The organism is Arthrobacter sp. UYP4 (genome assembly GCF_057291175.1).
The window spans coordinates 506,864-527,799 of record NZ_JBXAVU010000002.1 but is presented as its reverse complement, the minus strand read 5'-3'; the positions used below and the strand labels follow the sequence as shown (position 1 = coordinate 527,799).

The 20,936-nt window shown below is 68.9% G+C and carries 18 protein-coding genes and 1 pseudogene; 7 read left to right on the top strand and 12 right to left on the bottom strand.

The features are described 5' to 3' along the window. Positions 1–99: 99 nt before the first annotated feature. From AC0Z9V_RS11180 to AC0Z9V_RS11145, 8 genes and pseudogenes are all read right to left on the bottom strand, one after another. Complete coding sequence (locus tag AC0Z9V_RS11180; RefSeq protein ID WP_485141683.1) at positions 100–414, bottom strand: ABC transporter ATP-binding protein; 315 nt, start codon at positions 412–414, stop codon at positions 100–102. 30 nt (positions 415–444) lie between these two features. Further along, positions 445–1,735: pseudogene (locus AC0Z9V_RS11175) on the bottom strand (ATP-binding cassette domain-containing protein); the annotation flags it as partial. Then, the gene (locus tag AC0Z9V_RS11170; RefSeq protein ID WP_400482991.1) at positions 1,732–2,271 is read right to left on the bottom strand and encodes a GbsR/MarR family transcriptional regulator; all 540 of its coding nucleotides are present in this window, start codon (positions 2,269–2,271) and stop codon (positions 1,732–1,734) included. The pseudogene AC0Z9V_RS11175 and the gene AC0Z9V_RS11170, both read right to left, overlap by 4 nt. After that, the gene (locus AC0Z9V_RS11165; RefSeq protein ID WP_485141528.1) at positions 2,268–3,701 is read right to left on the bottom strand and encodes a serine hydrolase domain-containing protein; all 1,434 of its coding nucleotides are present in this window, start codon (positions 3,699–3,701) and stop codon (positions 2,268–2,270) included. Before AC0Z9V_RS11165 ends, AC0Z9V_RS11170 begins: the two co-directional genes overlap by 4 nt. Further along, positions 3,698–4,591 carry an ABC transporter permease gene (locus AC0Z9V_RS11160; protein WP_485141527.1) on the bottom strand — a complete coding sequence of 298 codons (894 nt, stop codon included), beginning with the start codon at positions 4,589–4,591 and terminating at the stop codon, positions 3,698–3,700. Before AC0Z9V_RS11160 ends, AC0Z9V_RS11165 begins: the two co-directional genes overlap by 4 nt. Continuing rightward, on the bottom strand, positions 4,584–5,510 hold the full coding sequence (locus AC0Z9V_RS11155) for an ABC transporter permease (RefSeq protein ID WP_485141526.1): 927 nt from the start codon (positions 5,508–5,510) through the stop codon (positions 4,584–4,586). The genes AC0Z9V_RS11160 and AC0Z9V_RS11155 overlap by 8 nt, the downstream gene beginning before the upstream one ends. Beyond that, a complete protein-coding gene (locus AC0Z9V_RS11150) occupies positions 5,507–6,919 on the bottom strand; it encodes a M14 family zinc carboxypeptidase (RefSeq protein ID WP_485141525.1) in 1,413 nt (470 codons plus the stop codon). The genes AC0Z9V_RS11155 and AC0Z9V_RS11150 overlap by 4 nt, the downstream gene beginning before the upstream one ends. An 82-nt stretch (positions 6,920–7,001) precedes the next feature. Next, positions 7,002–8,474, bottom strand: coding sequence for a peptide ABC transporter substrate-binding protein (locus tag AC0Z9V_RS11145; protein ID WP_485141524.1), 1,473 nt, complete (start codon positions 8,472–8,474; stop codon positions 7,002–7,004). 318 nt (positions 8,475–8,792) lie between these two features. On the opposite strand from AC0Z9V_RS11145, the gene AC0Z9V_RS11140 reads away from it, so the two are divergent. The 6 genes from AC0Z9V_RS11140 (at position 8,793) to AC0Z9V_RS11115 (ending at position 14,665) form a co-directional block, all read left to right on the top strand. Further along, a complete protein-coding gene (locus AC0Z9V_RS11140) occupies positions 8,793–9,410 on the top strand; it encodes an FMN-binding negative transcriptional regulator (protein ID WP_485141523.1) in 618 nt (205 codons plus the stop codon). Further along, positions 9,407–10,918, top strand: coding sequence for an amidohydrolase (locus AC0Z9V_RS11135; protein ID WP_485141522.1), 1,512 nt, complete (start codon positions 9,407–9,409; stop codon positions 10,916–10,918). The genes AC0Z9V_RS11140 and AC0Z9V_RS11135 overlap by 4 nt, the downstream gene beginning before the upstream one ends. A gap of 45 nt (positions 10,919–10,963) precedes the next feature. Beyond that, positions 10,964–11,815: a helix-turn-helix transcriptional regulator gene (locus tag AC0Z9V_RS11130; protein ID WP_485141521.1), complete on the top strand. Its 852-nt coding sequence runs from the start codon at positions 10,964–10,966 to the stop codon at positions 11,813–11,815. 144 nt (positions 11,816–11,959) lie between these two features. After that, positions 11,960–12,535: a 6-phospho-3-hexuloisomerase gene (gene hxlB / locus AC0Z9V_RS11125; protein WP_485141520.1), complete on the top strand. Its 576-nt coding sequence runs from the start codon at positions 11,960–11,962 to the stop codon at positions 12,533–12,535. A 41-nt stretch (positions 12,536–12,576) separates the two neighbouring features. Continuing rightward, the gene (gene hxlA, locus AC0Z9V_RS11120) at positions 12,577–13,200 is read left to right on the top strand and encodes a 3-hexulose-6-phosphate synthase (RefSeq protein ID WP_485141519.1); all 624 of its coding nucleotides are present in this window, start codon (positions 12,577–12,579) and stop codon (positions 13,198–13,200) included. Positions 13,201–13,375: 175 nt separating this feature from the next. After that, positions 13,376–14,665 carry a M20 family metallo-hydrolase gene (locus tag AC0Z9V_RS11115; protein ID WP_485141518.1) on the top strand — a complete coding sequence of 430 codons (1,290 nt, stop codon included), beginning with the start codon at positions 13,376–13,378 and terminating at the stop codon, positions 14,663–14,665. A gap of 55 nt (positions 14,666–14,720) precedes the next feature. Here AC0Z9V_RS11115 and AC0Z9V_RS11110 read toward each other — a convergent pair whose 3' ends face one another. Genes AC0Z9V_RS11110 through AC0Z9V_RS11100 form a run of 3 tightly spaced genes read right to left on the bottom strand, consistent with a single transcriptional unit; the run spans position 14,721 to position 19,019 of the window. Then, a complete protein-coding gene (locus AC0Z9V_RS11110; RefSeq protein WP_485141517.1) occupies positions 14,721–16,016 on the bottom strand; it encodes an ArgE/DapE family deacylase in 1,296 nt (431 codons plus the stop codon). After that, positions 16,006–17,331: an MFS transporter gene (locus AC0Z9V_RS11105; RefSeq protein WP_459267632.1), complete on the bottom strand. Its 1,326-nt coding sequence runs from the start codon at positions 17,329–17,331 to the stop codon at positions 16,006–16,008. Before AC0Z9V_RS11105 ends, AC0Z9V_RS11110 begins: the two co-directional genes overlap by 11 nt. A gap of 2 nt (positions 17,332–17,333) precedes the next feature. Then, positions 17,334–19,019 (bottom strand): amidohydrolase, encoded by a 1,686-nt coding sequence (locus AC0Z9V_RS11100; protein ID WP_485141516.1) that lies wholly within the window; start codon positions 19,017–19,019, stop codon positions 17,334–17,336. 106 nt (positions 19,020–19,125) lie between these two features. Here AC0Z9V_RS11100 and AC0Z9V_RS11095 point away from each other — a divergent pair, with 106 nt between their 5' ends. Then, positions 19,126–20,325: a PucR family transcriptional regulator gene (locus AC0Z9V_RS11095; RefSeq protein WP_485141515.1), complete on the top strand. Its 1,200-nt coding sequence runs from the start codon at positions 19,126–19,128 to the stop codon at positions 20,323–20,325. Between the two features lie 53 nt (positions 20,326–20,378). Here the strand turns inward: AC0Z9V_RS11095 and AC0Z9V_RS11090 are convergent, their stop codons facing one another. Beyond that, positions 20,379–20,852 carry a cupin domain-containing protein gene (locus AC0Z9V_RS11090; protein WP_485141514.1) on the bottom strand — a complete coding sequence of 158 codons (474 nt, stop codon included), beginning with the start codon at positions 20,850–20,852 and terminating at the stop codon, positions 20,379–20,381. Positions 20,853–20,936: the final 84 nt, after the last annotated feature.

Genomic DNA, 20,936 nt, shown 5'->3' with positions numbered 1-20,936 from the left:
CGGCGAGGCAGTTCCGCAGGGGATTGCCCCGCCGTCGTTCGCTTCAATGCCGGTGGAAGAAGACAGCCGTGGTGCCGCCTGACACGGAGCACCCTGCTCTCACAGAGCGGCGACCGACTCATTCCGCCGACGTGCCTGCTCCACAGGATCCGGAACGGGAGCGGCCGCGAGCAGGCGTTGGGTATAGGGATGCTCGGGGGCCGTCAATACTGTGTGGCGGTCACCCTGTTCCACGATCTTTCCGCGATGCAGCACCACCACGCGGTCGCAGAGCTCGTCCACGACCGCGAGGTCGTGACTGATGAACAGGCAGGCGAAACGGAGATTGCCCTGGATGGTGCGCAGCAACTCGAGCACTGTCGCCTGCACTGAGACATCCAGCGCCGAGGTCGGCTCATCTGCAATGAGCAGCATCGGCTCGAGCGATACAGCGCGGGCTATCGCTATGCGCTGGCGCTGGCCACCCGAGAGCTCGTGCGGGTAGCGCAACCCACGAGGCAGGCAGCTCGACAGCCTCGAGCAGGCGATCGACACGCGCAGAGAGTGCGCCACCGCGCAGGCGTTCGTGGACCCGGATGGGTTCGCCGATCGACTGGCCGATGGTCCGTCGGGGGTCGAGCGCGGCAGTAGGGTTCTGGAACACCACGCCGATGCGCTTCTTGAGCGCTCGCGCCTGCGAGCGCGACGCTGTGGCCAGATCGACACCATCGATGACGATATGACCTTCGGTCAGTGGGGCGAGGCCGAGCGCGCTCTTGCCGATCGTCGACTTGCCTGAGCCCGATTCGCCGACGAGAGCGATCATCTCCCCAGCGCGGATGTCCATGGAGACGCCGTCGACCGCGCGCATCGCCCGCCCGCGTCGATTGCGGTACTCCACCACCAGATCGGCGATCTCGAGAACCGGACGTTCGTGAGGTACAGCTGTCGATGCTCGGTGGGCGGCTCCGAGCCGTGGGACCGCCGCGAGCAAGGCCTTCGTGTAGTCAGCCTCTGGACATTCGAAGATGCGCTGGACGGGCGCGGTCTCCTCGACCCGTCCCCGCCGCATGACGACGACCCGGTCTGCAAGGTCCGCCACGACGCCCATGTCGTGCGTGATGAGGAGGATCGCCGCGGCGGTGCGCTGCTGCAGCCTCCGCAGGACGTCGAGGATCTCCCGCTGCACGGTGACGTCGAGCGCCGTCGTCGGTTCGTCGGCGATGAGGATCTCCGGGTCACACGCGAGAGCCATGGCGATCATGACGCGCTGCGCCTGCCCACCGGACAGCTGGTGCGGGTAGTAGTCGAGCCGGTCCTCGGGATCGGGCAGCTCCACCATCCGCAGCAGCTCCACGGCACGTTCGCGACGCTGAGCTGCGGTCAGCTGCGGGCGATGGCGCTTCAGCATCTCCAGGATCTGGTATCCGACGGTGAAGACCGGGTCGAGCGCGTTCGACGGGTCCTGGAAGATCATCGAGACCTTCCTGCCGCGGATCCCGGACAACACCTTCTCGGAGGCGCCGAGAACGTTCTGGCCGTCGACGAGAATCTCGCCGGACGCGCGCGCATTGCCGGGGAGCAGCCCGAGCACGGCCAGGGAGGTCACGCTCTTTCCCGAACCCGACTCACCGACGATGGCGAGCACCTCACCGGCGTGGAGGTCGAAGTCGACGGCGTGCACGGCCGGCACCCGATCTCCCCCCACGAGGAAATTGATGGCGAGGTTCCGGACGGTGAGCACGGGAGTTGTCATGGCGTTTCGTCCCTCGTTGTCGTGTGGTCGTTCTCATGGGCATCGCGGTACGCCTCCCAGTCGAGGAGCATCTTGCGGTGGTACCCCTCGAGCCAGGTCATGTAGCGCTCGGCGTTGCGCAGCCGCGTGCGCGGACTGGCCGCTTCGCTGTCAAGGATCCCGAGGCCACCGGTGATCGCGCCCTTCATCCGGCGCAGGTACTCGCGCTCGCCACTGAGGAACGTGCCCCACACGTCGTCCTCGACCCGGAAGTAGTGAGCACGATCCCCGGGGATGTTGTGTCGCTTGAGGAAGCCGACGATCACGAGCGAGCGGGTGGCCATCGATACCGCGCCGGTACTCGCCTGCAGAAGCTGGCCGATCTGCGCGGAGGACAGGTAGGGCTCGTCCACGATCATGAGCAGACCGAGGACGCGGCCCTCCATGCGGGCGTTGTTCGCGAGTTCCCACGAAGAGGCGAAGTCCTCGATGAAGGTCCGGGTCTTGTCGTCCAGCTCGCCCGAGAAGGACCGCGAACCGCTCTGCTTGTCTGTCATAGGGACATCTTGCCAAGCGTGTCGACCGGGCGTCCCGACGCGAGCGCCGCACGGTAGGTGTCGATCGGCCAGAGCGTCATCCCGCCCAGGGCTACGGACAGGATCCGCCCCGCCCCATCGCGCGTGAAGTATGCGGGCTCACCCGTCGCACCGAAGCCCGGGATGCGTTCGGCGAGGAGCTCGTCGTCACCGACGACGTCGAGGAACTGGTGGGCGAGGGCCGGCTCGGGGGACCGGGGGTTGATCGAGACGAGATGCCCGCCGAGTTCCACGATGTCGGTGACACCCCACATGTTGGCGAAGCGGCCGGTATACCGCGCGAGGACCGCCGGGTCGTGCGCCCGGGCCGCCGTGGTGGGGGAGAGGGCGATCTCGATGATCTGCAGCAGGCCGGTCGCGAGGGAGTCGGCGGGTCCGTCGACCGAATTGGTGAGCACGCTGAGCACGAACGCGTCGTCCGGGCCGATCCAGGTGCGCGTGATGTGACCGGGGTAGCCACCGCTGTGCCCGACGAGCTTGCGCTCTCCCACGGTGCGGATCTCGAAGCCCAGCCCGTAGCGGCCGAGTTCCCGTCCGCGGACCGTGACGATGGTCTCCTCGCGCTGCAGCAACCGTTTCGAGGAGTCCGACACGAGGGTTTCGTTGCCGAACCAGTGCGCGGCTCCATAGCTCGTCAGTTCGGCGGCGGTAGAGAACCAGCCGGTCGCGGCCGCCATCGCGCGGGTATCGACGTGTTCGATCCGCCAGCGTCGGTCATCGGCTTGCGTGAGACCCGTGTGCCCGGCCGCGTACTCGGCGGCGCGGTCGGCGTCGTACTCCGGCCCGGAATCGACGAGGCGCAGTCGGCCGACGATGTTCACACGCACGTAGTCGTTGTACGGCAGCCCGCTCGCGGCCTCGATGGCGAGCCCCAGCAGGGAGTAGCCGACGTTCGAGTACTTGAAGTACTCGTCCGTCTCGTACACGGCTCCGTTGAGCCGCGACTCCTCGAGCAGGGCCTCCCGGTCGAGGAACTCCCCGCCGCGCTGCCAGAAGTCATTGTCCACGCCGTCACGGATCACGCCTGCATTGTGGCCGAGCAGCGCGCGCAGGGTGACCGTGGCGAGGGGGGTCTCCGCGAGTTCCGGGACCCAGGTGACGACGGCGTCGTCGAGCCGGAGGGAGCCCTGCTCGACGAGCTGCAGCACCGCCGTGGCCGTCATGGTCTTCGAGTGCGAGGCGATGCGGAACAGGTGTCCGGGGGTGAGCGTCTCCCCGGTGTCGACGTCCGCGGTTCCCCAGGCGTAGTTCAGCACGACGTCGTCGTCGACCCGCAGCGCCGCCTGCACCCCCACCGCTCCCCGGAAGGCGCCCTGGAAGGCGATCCAGCTCTCGAGGTAGGGGGCGATGCGGGTGAGGACGGCGGTCCGGTCCGTTGCGGTGATGGTCATGAACGTCCCTTCGGGTCGAGGGCGTCCCGGAGGATGTCGCCCAGGGTGATGAGGCTCAACACCGTGACGGTGAGGAACAGGCTCGGGAAGACGAGCAGGTGGGGGTCGCTCTGGAAGTACGACTGCGCCGTGGAGAGTTGCAGTCCCCAGGAGATCGAGGGTTGACGCAGGCCCACGCCGAGGAACGTCAGCGTCGACTCGGCGACGATGACGGAGCCCACCATGGTGGTGGCGATGGCGAGCACCGGCCCGAGCGAATTGGGCACGACATGTCCGAGCAGGATACGACGGTCGGTCAGTCCCATCGCCGACGCGGCCTGCACATACTCCGCCCCACGTACGGTCCGCACGGAACTGCGCACCAGCCGCGAGAGCGTAGGCCATGAGAAGAACGCGAGCACGAGGGAGACGGTGAGGGCCGAGCGCGTGCCCGCACTGTTGAGGACCACGATCGCTCCGAGCAGGAACGGGAACCCGAGGAACACATCGGTGAGCCGCGAGACGATCCGGTCGGCGATACCTCCGTAGTAGCCGGCGATCGTTCCCAGCACCATCGCGATGACCAGGCACAGGATGGTGGTGAGCAGGCCGATGAAGAGTGAGGTCTGGGTCCCGTGGACCACGTTCGCGAAGATGTCGCACCCCTGGAGGTCGGTGCCGAAGACATGGTTGGGGCTGGGTTCCTGCGCGCTACGGGACAGGTCGCACGCTCGGGGGTCGGGCTGTCCGAACAGTCCCGCGATCGGGCCGGGCAGAACGGCGATGACCGCGAGCACGCCCAATGCCGCCGAGCAGATCCAGAAGAGAGGCCGCTTGCGGAGGGTGGTCCAGACGCTTCGGTCGCCGGGGGTGACGAGGGGTGCCTGCTGGGACGCGAGTTGCTCACTCATGGCGGATCCTGGGGTCGAGGAGGGAGTTGATGAGATCGACGACGACGCTGGTCATCAGGAAGATGAGGATGAGTGCGGTCGCCACGCCGACGACCGTCGGCCCCTCGTGTGTCCGGATGGCGTCGAACAGGAGAGCTCCGATGCCGGGCAGGTTGAAGATGGCCTCGATGACGACGGTCCCGCCGAGGAGGTAGCCGAGGTCGATCGCGAGGAACGTCAGCACCGGGGTCACCGAGTTGCGCATGACATGGACGCCGACGACGTTGCGGCGCGGCATCCCCTTGGCGGTGAGGGTCCTGACGAAGTCCGACCGCAGGGTGTCGACGACGCTGCCCCGCATGAGCCGCGTGACGCTCGCGAGCCCGAACAGCGCGATCACGGTAGCCGGCAGCAGGTACGCCGTCGGCCATCCGGCTCCGGCCCCGGCGATGGGGAACCAGCCGAGTTGCAGTCCGAAGACCAGCTGGGCAGAGACGCCGAGGACGAAAACCGGTACCGAGCTCGCGAGGATCGTGCCGATCAGCAGGGTGCGATCGAGGATACCGCCGTTGCGCAGGCCGGAGACGAGGCCGAGGATCACGCCGACGACGACCTCGATCGCGAAGGCGGTCAGGGCGAGGGTGATGGTGATGGGCCATCGCGCGGCCATCCGGTCGCCCACGGGCCGGCCGTCGAAGGTGGTGCCGAGATCCCCGGTGAACAGCCCCCCGATGTAGCGCAGGTACTGCAACCACACGGGTTCATCCAGGTGGTACTCGGCGCGTAGTTGCGCCTGTACGTTCTCGGGCAGCGGACGGTCGCCTCCGAGCGCTGCGATCGGGTCCCCGGGGAGCGTGAACACCATCGCGTAGATGACGAACGTGACCCCGATGAACACGATCGCGAGTTCGATGAAGCGCCGGCCGATATAGCGGGTCATGAAGCGTCCTCCGCGAGGAGCCGGGCCGCGACGGCGAGCGTCGAGGCGTATTGCACGCCCACCAGTTTCTCGATCGGCAGCACGGTGATGCCCGGTACGGATTCGGACTCCGCGATCCACCCGTCGTAGACCCGGGCCAGCTCTGTGCCGATGAGGCGCAACTCGGCTGGGGCGACGCCGGCGTCGACCTCGGCATCGATGGCACGCAGGAGCATCCCCCCGAAGCGCAGGCGGAAGCAGCGCACCGTGTCCTCATTGGTGAAGACCTCGGCAGTCGTGGCCACGCGTGAGCTCTCGGGAAGCTCGGCCCTGCGGGCCTCGGCGTCACCGACTCCCGCCATCATGGGAATGAACGCGCACGAGGCCCGGAGAAACGGTGAGTCGAGCACGAGGTGCGGCAGCGCCGACGACAACGCGTGCTGCAGCACGCGGCTGAGGTCACCGAGACCGGCAGCCTTCTTCCGGAGGACAGCTGCGTAATCGGTGCCGCTCGGGCGCGTGTCGAAGGCCTCGGGATGGGTCCAGTACGGCAACTCGGCCACGAAGGTGACCGACCCGTAGCGGCGCGCATAGTCGGCCGACCCGCCCCCGCCCACCTCCGCCACGGGATCGAGGCCGAGCGATTCGAGGTAGTCGTAGTGTTCTGTCGCGAGGGGGGCCAGGAACACCGCAGGCGCGAGCGCCGTGAGATCGGCGGACTCGGGTTCGCCTGCGTCGAGGGGGAGACCGAGAGCCTCAGGGATGGCGTGGAGGTCCGCGACGGCTCCCGCGATGTCGCGCCCCAGGTAGTAGTAGACGCCCCCTAGCTCCGCATTGTGCAGCCCGACGAGCAGCGCGGGTCGCGTCTCGTCGATCAGGCGCATGAGTGCCTGCGTCTCCGGCATCGACCGATCGAAATACGCCTTCTTGTAGCTGAGGGGGAACGACCACTCGACCTGCTCCTGCGGTGCCGGGCGGTAGAAGTTGCGGGCGTAGTGCGAACGGCTCGACGGCGCGCCGAACCATCCCTCGTTGAGCCGCGTTCCGTCGGGATCGATGCACGGGATCAGATGCCAGGTTGCGTCGACCGCGGCGAGCAGGGCGTCGTCGGCGGTGAGATCCTCTGCCAACCGCTGGATGGTGTGGAAACCGATGGGTTCATTGGGGTGCACCCCTGCGTACACCAGGATGTGTGCGGAGCCGGTGCCGACGGCGTAGTCGTGGATCGGGTCACCAGCCCGGGAGGTTCCGATGCGGCGTCGGGTGACGCGTCCGGGATGCGCAACGGCGATGGCGTCGAAGCGGGCCAGGAGGTCGTCGACGCCGGGGAAGTCGTGCAGGGGTGCCATGCTGGTGGCCCGGTCGATGATGTCGCCGATCGAGCCGGTGACGGCGTCGGCCGTTCGGGTGCTGGTGGCGGTGCTGGTCATGCGGGGACGTTCCTCCCTGATCGAACGGGTGCAGGTCGGTGGCGGGCCGCCGGACCCACGGGAACCCGGCGGCCCGGTTCCACTAGCCTGCGAGCTCGATGTGGGTCAGTCGCGGGTTCCCGACCGGGGACGTCACCAGCTCACTCACCTTGTCCGAGACCACGTACGAGTAGGTTTCGAAGAAGAGGGGAGGTGCGGGGAACTCGGCAAGAATCAGTTCCTGCACGGCGGCGTAGGCTTCGCCGTCCTCGGTGGCCTCGGCGTCGGCGGTGTCGATCGCAGCTTTCACCTCGGGGTCGTACCAGGGGATGCAGTTGGCGCAGCCCCCGTTCTCGACGAAGAACGGACGCATCGTTGCCTGCTGGCTCGGGTACAGGGCGCCCCAGCGGGAGAAGAACGGTCCGTCGATGGTACCGGCGGTCCGGTTGTCCGAGAACTCGGCCCAGTCAGCGCTCGGCACCGCCGAGGCATCGACGCCGAGGTTCTGTCGGAGATTGTTCGCTATGGCGTTGTAGAACTCGTCGAGTCCGCCGCCGCCGGGGAAGGAGATCTCCATGGTGCCCTCGAAGCCACCCGCCTCGTCGAGCAGGGCGGCCGCAGCCTCGGGGTCGTACTCGCAGAGCTTCCCGCAGATGCCCTCGGGAGTCCCGGGCTCGATAGCCGGCGTGAAAGCGGTGGCGGGCGTGTTGGCGCCGCCATAGATGACCTCGTTGATCGTCTCGCGGTCGATGGCCATCGAGATGGCCTGGCGGACCCGGATGTCCTGGTATCGCTCGTCCCACAGCGGAAGACCGAGGTAGGAGATGCCGGGTGCCTCGAAGGAGTAGAAGGCGTCCCCGAAGTCCTTGCTCGCCTGAGGCAGGCGGCTGGCGGGCACGCTGGCGACGTCGAGGTTGCCGGCCTGCACATCCGTGTACGCGGTCACTTCGTCCGTGTAGGGCACGAAGCTGATCTGATCGGTCGTCGGGGCGTCCCCGGCGTAGTCCTCGAAGGCCGTGACCACGATGGTCTCGTTCTCAACGTAGTCGTCGACCATCTCGAACGGCCCATTGCCGACCGGGTGGCTGTTGTAGGCGTCGAGGTCCTCGAACGCCGACGGGGGCATCGGATACATGGCGGTCTGCGCCTGGCTGAGCTGCAGCGGGAACTGGCTGTCGGGGCCGATGAGTTCGACCGTGAACGTGAGGTCGTCCACGACGGTCAGCCCGGACATCTCCTCCGTGGCGGGCTCGCCCTCCGCGGGGTTGAGGTCGGTATAGCCGACGATGTTCGCCACTTGGCCGGAGTTCTCAAAGGCGTTCGGGCCATAGGCGACGGTGTTCCAGGAGTCGACGTAGGACTGCGCCGTCACCGGAGTTCCGTCGTGGAAGGTCCAGCCGTCCTTGAGCGTGATCGTCCAGGTGGTGTTGTCGTCGGATTCGACCGACTCGGCCTGCACGTAGTTGAGGGTGCCGTCCGACTCGAGGAACGTGAGCGGAGCGAATACGGCCATGGAGAAGTCGTAGGCGACCAGCTGGCGACCGGGCGTGAGGGTGCCGGGATCGGTGACACCCATCGTGATGGAGCGGTCTTCGGAATCAGAGGCTTCACTTCCTCCTGACGAACACGCTGACAGGGCAAGCAGAGCGACCGTAGTGGTCGCCGCCATGGTGAGCAGTTTCTTTCTCATCGTTCTCCTGTTTCGGGCGCAGAACCCGGTGCTGGACGGGAGCTGAAGCGGGAAGTATCCGTCGGCACGGGGGTCGGCGGTATCGCCAGCAAACTCGGCGCCGGGCGTCGGGTCAATGCATTCCGCGCCCAAGTTTCATTACTTAATGAAACCTGAACAAGATGGAAACAAACCAAAAAACAGTTTCGTGGCAGAGTGACGAGCATGCGCCACACGCCACACTTCGTCCTGTCCGACGTCGGCGAGGTCAAGCGACTCGTCCGCGAGAATCCCTGGGCGACGATCGTGTCCTCACCGGCCGGCGGAGTCGTGGCGTCCCACTATCCGGTGATGCTCGAGGAGACGTCCGACGACAGCATCAGCATCCTCAGTCACGTGGGGCGCCCCGACGAGCAGCTGCACGACCTCGGGAACCACGAGGTACTGGTGATCATCCAGGGCCCGCACGGCTACATCTCACCCGGCTGGTATCCCGAGGACCAGATCATCCCGACGTGGAACCACGTCACAGCTCACCTGTACGGGAAGCCGGAGATCCTCTCCGACGAGGAGAACTTCCGAGTGCTCGGGAAGCTGGTCGACACCTTCGAGGCCGTCATGCCGGAGCCCAGCGCTCTGGCCCTGGACCCCGAGGGATCACGCCGAGTGGCCCGGGGGACGGTGGGCATCCGCCTGCGCGTGACCCGCTTCGACGCGCGGCTCAAGCTCAGCCAGGACAAGGCTCCCGCCGTGGTGGAACGGATCGTGGACGAGCTCGAGCACGGCGAGCACTACGCGAACCCGGCCCTCGCCCGCGAGATGCGGCGTACGTGGCACGGATGAACAGTTCCGTGGGTGGCGTCCTTCTCCGCTCCGCGCGCCTGGTCGGGACGCCCGGTGAACCAGTGGACCTCCTCGTCGAGGACGGCATCATCACGGCTGCGGGCCAGGGCCTGGAACCCGGTTCGGCCCGGACGGTGGATCTCGGCGGACGGTGGGTGTCACCGGGTCTCTGGGATTCGCACGTGCACATGGGCCAGTGGGCGCTCATGCGCCAGCGCCTCGATCTGTCCCCGGCGACATCGGCCGCGGGCGCCGCGGCGCTGGTCGCCGGACGCCTGCTCTCGATGCCGCCCGCGGCCGGACAGCCCCTGATCGGCTACGGCTTCCAGGACGGACTGTGGCCGGACGCCCCGACGCGGGAACTGCTCGACGCCGTCGGGTCCGACGTGCCCGTCGTGCTCGTCAGCAAGGACCTGCACGCGGCATGGCTCAACACCAGGGCCCTCGCCCTCCACGGGCACGCCGACCACCCCACGGGTCTGCTGCGCGAACAGGCCGCCTTCGACGTCAACGCCCGCATCAGCTCGGTGCCCGACGAGCACCTCGACGGCTGGGTGGGGGAGGCGGTCGATGCCGCGGCCGCCCGGGGCGTCGTCGGCATCGTGGACCTCGAGATGACCCTCTCCCTCGACCGGTGGGCCCACCGTGTGGCCGGTGGCATCCGGGGTATGCGGGTCCGGGCCGGCGTGTACCCGCACGATCTCGACACCGTCATCGCGAGGGGCCTGCGCACCGGGGACGTCATCGAGGGTACGGAGGGCCTGGTGACGATGGGCCCGTTCAAGGTCATCACCGACGGTTCGCTGAACACCCGCACCGCGTTCTGCCACGCCCCGTACCCCGGACTCGAGAACACAGCCGAGGGGCACGGGATCTCCACCGTGGGCGGGACCGACCTCGTCGACCTGCTCCGCCGCGCGTCGTCGGCAGGCCTCGTGCCGGCGGTCCACGCGATCGGGGACGCGGCGAACTCCCTCGCCCTCGACGCGTTCGAGGAGGTGGGCTGCGGCGGAAGCATCGAGCATGCCCAGCTCGTCGACGAGGCCGACTTCGGACGCTTCGCGCGCCTCGGCGTCACTGCCAGCGTCCAGCCGGAGCACGCGATGGACGATCGCGACGTCGCGGACCGTTACTGGCCGGGGCGCACGCACCGGGCCTTCGCCTTCGGGAGCCTGGTGGCAGCGGGCGCGGAGGTCAGGCTCGGCTCGGACGCGCCGGTCGCACAGCTCGACCCGTGGGTGTCGATGGCCGCTGCCGTGTCCCGAGCACGGGACGGGCGGTCACCGTGGCACCCCGAGCAGCGCGTGCTGTCGTCGGTGGCACTCGCCGCGTCTACCGACGGGCGCACGATGCTGCGGCCGGGGTCGGTAGCAGACCTCGTGGTCACCGAACTGGACCCGCTCCGCGCCGACGACCACCAGCTGCGGGACTTCGCCGTGTCGGCGACCATGCTCGGGGGCCGGTGGACGCACTCCACCCTCGACGGGGACACAACCGTCCAGGGGTAGCTGTCGGGGTCCGGCGGACGTCCCGGGTGCGGCAAGATGGAAGGCATGGACCGGGCCGCAGAGATCTCCGCTTTCCTGCGCTCGCGACGCGCACGGATCTCGCCGACCACGCTCGGAGCGCCGTTCGACGGCAGGGTGCGGCGCGTGCCCGGGCTCCGGCGCGAGGAAGTGGCCCGGCTCGCCGGCATGAGCCCCGACTACTACACGCGGATCGAGCAGGGCCGCGGTGGCGCGGTGTCGCTGGAGATCATCGACTCCATCGCCCTGGCCCTCCGCCTCGACACGGTGGAACGGAACCACCTGCTGAACCTCTGTGGCACCCCACTGCCCCACCACACGCCCGGCCTGGAGCCCCAGCGCGTTCGCCCCGGGCTGTACGACCTGCTCGCCGTCATGGAATCGGTACCCGCGATCATCCTCGGACGCCGCACCGACGTGCTGGCCAGCAACCGCCTGGCGAGGGCCCTGATGACCGACTTCGAGGCGCTTCCGGCTCCGCACCGCAACTACGCCCGCTTCATCCTGCTCGATCCGAAGGCCCGTGAGCTCTACCGGGACTGGGAGCAGGTGGGCGAGCAGACCACCGCGATGCTGCACCTCGACGTCGGACGCTTCCCGGAGGACCGCCAGCTGGCCGACCTCATCGCCGATCTCCGTGCGGGTTGCCCTGAGTTCACCCGGTTCTGGGAGGACCAGAACGTCCACGAGAAGGACCAGGGCGAGATCCGCTTCAACCACCCTGTCGGCGGTGAGTTCGTGCTGCATTACCAGACCCTCCTGGTACCGGGAGAAGCGGACCAGAGCGTCTGCACCTACTACGGGGCGCCGGGATCCAGCAGCGAAGCCGCGCTCGCGAGGCTCGCCGGGATGACGACGTCGTCCCCTGCCTCCGCCTGATCCTCCCGCCGCTGTGGCGCGGGCCACAGGTCAGGCTAGCCCTGCGCGAACTAGGTCCAGCGGGGTAGGTCTTGGGCGGTCGAGCGCTCCGGGGGAGTGATGGACTGAAGTCTGTACCAATCCCCACAGGCAGGAGCACCACCCGTGACGAGAGCATCGGACACACCGTCGGTTGCGGCCAGTCTGAGCCTGATCCAGGACGAGCTCGCAGGAGCAGCCGGCAGCCTGCAGGACGACCAGCTCGCAGCGCTCGTGGCCGAGATCCAGCAGGCCCGGAAGATCTTCGTCGCCGGTGGAGGCCGTAGCGGCCTCGCCCTGCGCATGCACGCCATGCGCCTCATGCACCTCGGACTTCCGGTGCACGTGGTGGGCGAGACGACGACGCCGGCCATCGGCTCCGGCGACCTCCTGATCGTCGCCTCCGGCTCCGGAACCACCGCCGGTGCCGTCGCTGCTGCAGAGACCGCGGTCTCCGTGGACGCCCGGGTGGCGGCCCTGACCACCGACGGCGAGTCGACGCTCGCCGGACTGGCCCACCGCGTGGTGGTCATCCCCGCCGCGCAGAAGACGGACCACGGCGGCACGGTGTCCCGCCAGTACTCCGGCAGCCTCTTCGAGCAGGCACTGCTCCTGGTGCTCGACGCCACGTTCCACACCCTCTGGAAGGCCGACGGCACCCCCGCCGAAGACCTCTGGCCCCGGCACGCCAACCTCGAATAGCGCGCCACCCCTGATCCCCCCCAGCCAGCAAAGGAAACATCATGAAACTGCAACTCGCCATGGACGTACTGACCGTCGAGGACGCCCTCGAGCTCTCCGGGAAGGTCGCCGAGTACGTCGACATCATCGAACTGGGCACCCCCCTGGTCAAGAACGCCGGACTCTCCGCCGTCACGGCCATCAAAGAAGCCCACCCGGACAAGATCGTCTTCGCGGATCTGAAGACCATGGACGCCGGCGAGCTCGAGGCCGACATCGCCTTCACGGCCGGCGCCGACCTCGTGACCGTGCTCGGCGTCGCCGATGACTCCACCATCGCCGGAGCCATCAAGGCCGGCAAGGCCCACGGCAAGGGCGTGGTCGTGGACCTCATCGGCGTCGACGACAAGGCAGCACGCGCCAAAGAGGTCACCGACCTCGGTGCGGAGTTCGTCGAGTTCCACGCCGGACTCGACGAGCAGGCCCAGGACGGCTACAACCTCGACACCCTGCTGACCGCAGGCAAGGAAGCCGGCGTCGCCTTTTCCGTCGCCGGAGGCGTGAAGCTCGCCACCCTCAAGGACGTCCAGGCCTCGGGTGCCGATGTCGCCGTCATCGGCGGCGGTATCTACAGCGCCGATGATCCCGCACAGGCCGCGAAGGAACTGCGCGCAGCGATCAGCTGATCTGCCCGTAGCAGGAAGGAAGGGCCGGTCCTTCGGGGCCGGCCGTGCCGTTTCCCCGGGCGCTGTGCGAAAGCACACCGGGGTCCCGCTGATCGGTGGAGAACAGCCAGTACCGCGTGGTGCTGCCGCTGGGACGATTGGATGGACAGCCGATTCCGCCACAGAATGGACCGCCATGGGCAACGACGCCGTACCCAACCCTGACCCGTCGACGTACGAGGGGAGGGACGCCGCCTTTCTGCAGGACTTCGCCACCCTCAGTACCTTCGGAGCCACGCCCGGGGGAGGAGTGGAACGCCAGGCGGGCTCGCCGGCCGATGGCGAGCAGCGTGCCTGGCTCACGGACCTGTTGGCGGTGCAGGGCTTCACCGTCCATTTCGACCGGGCCGGCAACCAGTTCGGGCTCCTCGAGCTCGTTCCCGGCGCACCCTTCGTGCTCGTCGGCTCACACCTGGACTCGCAGCCGACCGCCGGCAGGTACGACGGCGCCTTCGGCGTCCTGGCCGCAGCCCACGCGGCATTCACTCTCGCGGAGGAGTGGCGCGCGGCCGGTGCGGCTCCGCGCTACAACCTCGCAGTGGTGAACTGGTTCAACGAGGAGGGGTCGCGGTTCAAGCCGTCCATGATGGGCAGTTCCGTGTTCACGGGGAAGCTCGCCCTCGAGGATGCGCTCGCCACGACGGACCCGGCAGGGGTCGCCGTGCGCGAGGCACTGGCAGCGACGGCGAGCTCCGGCACGTTGGAGGGACCCGACCCGGCCTACTACGCCGAGATCCACATCGAGCAGGGTCGCGGGATGGAGCGCGACGGCATCGCGATCGGCGCCGTCGCATCGAACTGGGCGGCGAACAAGTACGAGTTCGTCATCCACGGCGAGCAGTCCCACACCGGATCGACGGTCATGGCGGACCGGCAGGACGCACTGCTGGGGGCTTCGCTGCTGGTCGTGGCCGCGCGGGACGTGGCCGACGCGTTCCCGGCGGGCGCCGTCCACACCTCGGTGGGCGAGCTGCACGTCTACCCGAACTCCCCGGTGGTCGTCGCGTCCCGCGTGAGCCTGCTGCTGGATCTCCGCTCCGCCGACGAGGAACTGCTCGCCGCCGCCGACCGGCAACTGCACGAGCAGCTCCGGGTGATCGAGGAGCGGGCCCGGGTGCGCATCGAGAAGACCGGGTCGCACTGCTGGCCGGTCACGCCCTACCAGCCGCAGGGCGTCGAGCTGGCGGAGAAGATCGCCGCGAACCGCGGCCTGAAGCACGCCCGCGTCCAGACGATCGCCGGACACGATTCCACCAACATGAAGGACGTGGTCCCGACCGTCATGCTGTTCGTCCCCTCCGTCGAGGGCATCTCGCACAACGAGCACGAGTACACCACCGACGAGGACATCGTGAACGGCCTGCACGTGCTCACCGACACCGTCCGCGCGCTGTGCCTCGGGGAGCTCGACGAACCGACGAAGTGACTCCCAGACAGAAGGAGCCCCGCCACCCGGCGGGGCTCCTTCTGTGTAGTACGGCTCAGGCCGTCTCGGCGACTCCGCACCAGCCGGCGATGAACAGGGCGATCGTCTTCGTGACGTTCCGGACCGACTCGACGGACACGCGTTCGTCGAAGCCGTGGATGGCCTCCGACGTCGGCCCGTAGACCAGCGCCGGAATGCCGGCGTAGAGCGAGAACACGCGGCCGTCGAGGTAGCCCGGCGTCGTGAAGTTCTGCAACGCGGCCCCGGTGACGTGCTGGTGGGCCGCCGCCAACGACTGCTCGGCCGCCGACCCCTCCTCGAGGACGTAGCCCTCGGAGAAGAAGCCCGTACGCACGGCCGAGATGTCCGCTTCGCTGTCGATACCTGCCAGGCAGTCCTCGATCTCGCGCCAGGCGTCCGCCGCCGAGGTACCGGGGTAGAGGGAGGCGCGGACGTCGAACTCGCACCAGGAGGGGACGCTCGAGGGCCAGTCGCCACCGGCGATTCTGCCGATGTTGAAGTTGATCGGATGGTCGAGGTCCTCGAAGTACCGGTGCTCGCCCTTCTCGGCATTCCAGCGGTCCTGCACCGTGCGCAGCTCCTGCATGACCGGATATGCGGCGTCGATCGCATTGAACCCCGACGCCATCTCGCGGACGTGCGTCGGCTGCCCGGACACCCGGACGCGGAACCAGATGACGCCCACGTTCGCGCGGACGAGCATGTCCTCCTCCGGCTCGGGAATGACGACGGCGTCGGCCGTGTAGCCGCGCTGCAGCGCCGCGAGTGACCCGTTGCCCGTGCATTCCTCCTCGACGACGGACTGCACGTGGATGCGTCCCTGGGGCGACAGGCCGGCGGCGCGCACGGCGTCGAACGCGAACAGGTTCGCGGCGAGCCCGGCCTTCATGTCGCCGACCCCGCGCCCGTACATCCAGCCGTCGAGGATCGGGGCATCCCAGGGGCTGCGGGACCAGGTCTCCACCGGGCCGGTGGGGACGACGTCGATGTGCCCGTTGAGGATCAGGGACCGCCCGGCTGCCGGCGCCGACGGCGTGTACGTCCCCACCACGTTGGTCAGGTCCTCGAAGTCCACCGTCGTCGGGCCGTACCCGACATGCCCGGACAGGGACTCCTCCTCGAGCTGCCAGCGGTCCAGCTCGAACCCGCGTTCCTGGAGGGCGCGGACCATCAGGTCCTGGGCACTGGCTTCCTGCGCCCGCAGCGACGGGTGGCGGACGAGCTCGGCCGTGAACGCGAGCTGGCGGTCGAAGGCGGCATCGACGGCGTCGAGGATCCGGGTGCGCTGTCCGTCGTCGAGCCCGGACCCGGGCGTGACATCACTGGACAATGGCCTTGTCCTTCACGCGGAGGCGCTCGCCGAAGAAGCCGCCGGCTGCGGTGATGAGCGAGACGGCCATGAGCAGCAGGGCCGCGGTCCAGGATCCGCCGCCGGTGGCGCCCTGCAGGGCGACGGCGATGAAGGGGAGGAATCCGCTCAGAGCGCCGGCGAGGTTGTAGCCCAGGGCGACGCCGCTGTAGCGGAGGTGGGGCGGGAACAGCTCGGTGAGCAGGGCGCCGGTCACCGCGTAGGCGATGGACAGGAACGCGATGCCGAGCGTCACGGCGAGGATGATGGCCGCGGGGTTCCTCGTGTCGATGAGCCAGAACAGCGGGAACGCCGCTGCGGCGGTGACGAGGCCACCGAGAAGGGTCATGCGTCCCGGCCCGACGCGCTCGCTGAGGCGTCCCATGACGAGCACGACGCCGATCTGGAAGACGGCGGCGACCAGCGTCGCGTTGACCATGAGCCCACGCTCGAGGCCGAGCGTGACGGTGCCGTAGCTGATGACGAAGGTGGTCATGACGTAGAACCCGCCGACACCGAGGAACGCGGCGGCGACAGCGACGAGCAGGCGGCCCCACGCGTTGCGGAAGACCTCCAGGGCGGGGATCTTGGCACGCTCCTCGAGCTTGACGAGTTCCCGGAAGATCGGGGACTCCTCGACCTTGAGCCGGATGTAGAGTGCGATCAGCAGCAGCGGGAAGGCGGCCAGGAACGGCAGGCGCCAGCCCCAGGAGTCGAAGGCCTCCGAGGGCAGCAGCAGGACGAGGGCGAAGGCGCCGGAGGACATCAGGGTGCCGACGGGAGAGCCGACCTGCACGAGCGCCGCGTACCGGCCGCGCTTCTCGATGGGTGCGTGCTCGACGGCGATCGTCATGGCTCCACCCCACTCGCCGCCCACGGCCAGGCCCTGCATCAGGCGCAGGATGGCGAGCATGATCGGCGCTGCCAGCCCGATGCTGCCGAAGTCCGGCAGGACGCCGATGAGCCCGGTGGCACAGCCGATCATCACGATGGTGATGAGCAGGGCGGGTCGGCGCCCCACGCGGTCGCCGATGAAGCCGAAGAGGACGGCACCGAGCGGGCGGGCCGCGAAGCCGACGCCGAAGGTCGCGAAGGCGGCGAGGGTCGCTGCGGTGGGATCCAGCGTCGTGAAGAACAGGCGGTTGAACACGATCGCCGCGGCGGTGCCGAAGAGGAAGTAGTCGTACCATTCCAGGGCCGTACCGACGAACGCGGCGCGCGCGATCTTGCCGGCGTCGGCCCCGCTCACTGTCGGGATCTCTGGTGGGGGTGCGGGTGTTGCCTCGGAGGGCTGCATGGTCATACTTCCTGGTCGGAGGGGAGCGGGGCGGTGGCAGGGACGGGGACGACCGTCCGGGGGGTGAGGAATCCGTCGCCGAAGACGCACTCGCCGCCCACGAGGGTGGCGAGGACGGTGATGGCGCCGATCCGGTCCGGGTCGACGCGGGCGGGGTGGTCGGAGAGGACGACGAGGTCGGCGAGCTTGCCCGCCTCGAGGGTGCCCCGGCGGTCCTCCTCGCCGGCGGCCCACGCGGCGTCCACGGTGTACGCGCGCAGGGCGGTCTCGGCGTCGACGCGCTCCTCGGGAGCGATGACGGCACCCGACGACGTGGTCCGCTGCACCATGGACTGCATGCCGAGCAGGGGGGCGCCGGTCGCGACCGGGCGGTCGGAGCTGCCCGGGACACGCACGCCCCGCTCGAGGAAGGATCGATGGCGGTAGACCCACGGCTCGCGCTCGCGCCCGACGGCGGCGGCCATGGTGTCGCCGACCTCGTACAGGAAGCGCGGTTGCGGGACGGGCGTGATGCCGAGCTCCACGAACCGGTCGAGCTGGTCGGGGCGGACCATGCCCGCGTGTTCGATCCGGTGGCGGACGCCGGGCCGGGGTTGCTGCTGCTGGGCTGCCGCGAAGGCGTCGAGGGCGACGTCGACGGCGGAGTCCCCGATGGCGTGCGCGGCGACGGTCCAGCCCGAGCAGTGTGCCGAGACGATCCGGCGGGTCAGTTCCTCGATCGAGAGCTGGAAGTCGCCGGTACCGTGGGCGTGGTCGCAGAACGGTTCGGTCACGGCAGCGGTGCGCCCGATCAGGGACCCGTCCACGAAGATCTTCATCGGGCCGATCCGGACGGTGTCGTCCCCGAAGCCCGTGGCGATGCCGAGGTCCAGGCCGAAGGTGATGCCGTCGTCGTCGTGCGCCGTGACCGGATGGAGGGCGTCGCTGGCGACCATGAGCTGGACGCGCGTCCGCAGTCCGCCCTGCCGGCGTGCGAGCGCATAGGCGGCGAGTTCGACGGGGCTGCGCCCGATCAGTCCGCCGCCGATGCCCGCTTCCACCACATGCGTCAGGCCCTCGGACGCGTACACCTCGCTGGCCCCTGCGACGGCGTCCGCCAGGTCCGCGACGGGATACGGCAGCACGAGTGCGGTGACGAGCTGCTGGGCCCGTTCCTCCAGCAGGCCCGTCGGGCCGTCGGCGTCCGTCACCACCTTCCCGCCTTCCGGCGTCGCGGCCGTGCCGTCGAGGACGCCGGCCAGCTCGAGGGCGAGGGAGTTCACCGAGCACATGTGGCCGGAACGGTGCTTCAGCCAGACCGGGCGTCCCGGGGCTGCGGCGTCCAGCAGCGTGCGGTGGGGATGGGCGCCGAGGACGGTGTCGTCGTACCCGGACCCGACGAGCCACTGACCCTCGTCGAGGATCGCTGCGGCATCCCGCACCGCTGCGGACACCTCGTCGAGGGTGCGGCAGCCGCTGAGGTCGAGCTCCTGCAGTGACTGCCCGAACCACGCCATGTGGTTGTGGGAATCTCCAAAACCGGGGACGACGACGGCCTGGTCCGCGTCGATCGTCCGCCGGGCCGGGAGGCCGGAGACGTCGTCGTCGAACCCGACGATGAGCCCGTTGAGGATGCCCATCGACTGCGCGGTCGGGCGGGTATCGCTGAGTGTGAAGAGCTGGGCGTTGATGATCTTGAGGTCGAGCATGGTGTTCCCTCGAGTGGGTGGAGCTGTTCGATTCCTACCAGTGTGGTCTCCGTCACCGGCGCCCACAATGGAGGGATGGCACGGACTCCAGCCCTAGGATGGGCAAATGCCCAAGAACAGTGACTCCTCGGCAACCGGGCGGTCAGTCCTGTCCGACGTGGTGACCAGCTGCCTCGCGGACATCGACGGAATCGCCGAACGGTTCCTGATCGACGTGCAGGACATCGAGGGGTACGCGGGCTCGCCCGTCCAGGACCAGGACCTGCGGGACACGGCCGTCGCCTCGATGGAGCTGCTGCTGAGGATGGTCGGCGGGCTGCCGGTTCCGGAGCGCCTGGCGCTCATGTCGGACGCGCTCGGCCACCGCAGGGCGAGCCAGGGTGTACCCCTCGAATCACTGCTGCGGGCCGTGCGGATGGACTTCCGCATCCTGTGGACCGAGATGCTCGGCAGGGTCCCGGCCGAGTCCCTGTCCGATTTCACGCACGATGCGGTGCGGGTGTGGGAAGCCGTCGAGTTCCATGTGACCCGTGTGCACGCCGGATACATGGACGAACTCGCGTCGATGGCCCACGAGAAGGAACAGCAGCGGGCCTTCCTGCTGTCGAGGCTGCTGTCCTCCGACGGTCGGGACCCGCAACTGCTCGGGCAGGCCGCCCGGGCGCTGGGCGTGTCTCCGCAGGGATCGTTCGTCGTCGCGGTGGGGGCGGAGAGTGCGCGCAGGGAGTTCAGGGCCGGCATCGCCCGGGCACAGGCAGAGGACTACCTGCACGAGCGCGACGGAGCGCTCATCCTCGTCCTCGAGGACCGGCGTCCGCCGTCGGGTCGGGCGACGGTCGCCGTGCCGGCCTGGCTGACCGGCCTCCGGTGCTTCGTCGCGCCCGTCGCGGGGTCCCTGGCGGAGGTCCCGACGATGGTCCGCGTGGCCCTCGAGGCCGTGGCGGTGCTGGACTTCACGGCGCCGGGCCACCAGTCGATCCGGCAGGCCTGGGGCCCGGTGGCTGCTGCACGGCTCGGCGGGTTCGGTGCGGTGCTCGCCGACGAGGTCCTCGGGCCGCTGGCGCGCATCCCGGCGGCGGAGGGGGAACGCCTCGTCGAGACCCTCCTCGCCTACGTGAACTCCGGATCGGTCTCCCTGGCTGCGCAGCAGCTGTACTGCCACCGCAACACGGTGCTCAACCGGCTGGCACGGGTCCATCAGCTCACCGGGTACGACCCGGCGGTCCCTGCCGACGCGGCCACGCTGATCGCCGTCCTGAACTGCCGCGTCCAGGCGCAGGCTGGGAGCGACGCTCCCCGTTCCTGATCCCCGTCGTCGTACCCGGTTCGGTTGCGGAACCGGACCGGGAGCGACGGTGGTCAGGCGCTCTCCTCGCCCTTGTCGTCGACTTCCTCGACCCACGACGGCGGCTCGTCGCGTCCCTGCTCCTCGTCCTTCTCGGCGTCGTCCGCCGTCGCCTGCACGATGCCCTGGGCATGGTGCGTGGGTGCGTAGACGGCGTAGAGGCGCAGGGGTTCGTCCCCGGTGTTCTCGACGTCGTGCCAGGTGCCGGCGGGCACCTGGATGCTCCAGCCGTCCTCGACGTCCTGCTGGTACGAGAGGTTGTCCTTCGAGGGCCCCATCGTGACGCGGCCCTTCCCGGCATCGACGCGCAGGAACTGGTCGGTGCCGTGGTGCACCTCGAGGCCGATCGCATTGCCCGGCTCGATCGACATGAGCGTCACCTGCAGGTGCTTCCCCGTCCAGGCGACGCGACGGTAATCGGTGTTCGCCGTCGTTGCACTCTCGATGTCGAACGCGTTCGGGTTCGGTCCGTTGTCAGTGATGTCCATGATCGCATTCTGTACCATTTCCGCCCGGGGTCGCCAGATCGAGGACCACGTCGTCGGGCCGGGAAAGCGCGGTATGCGGTGGGA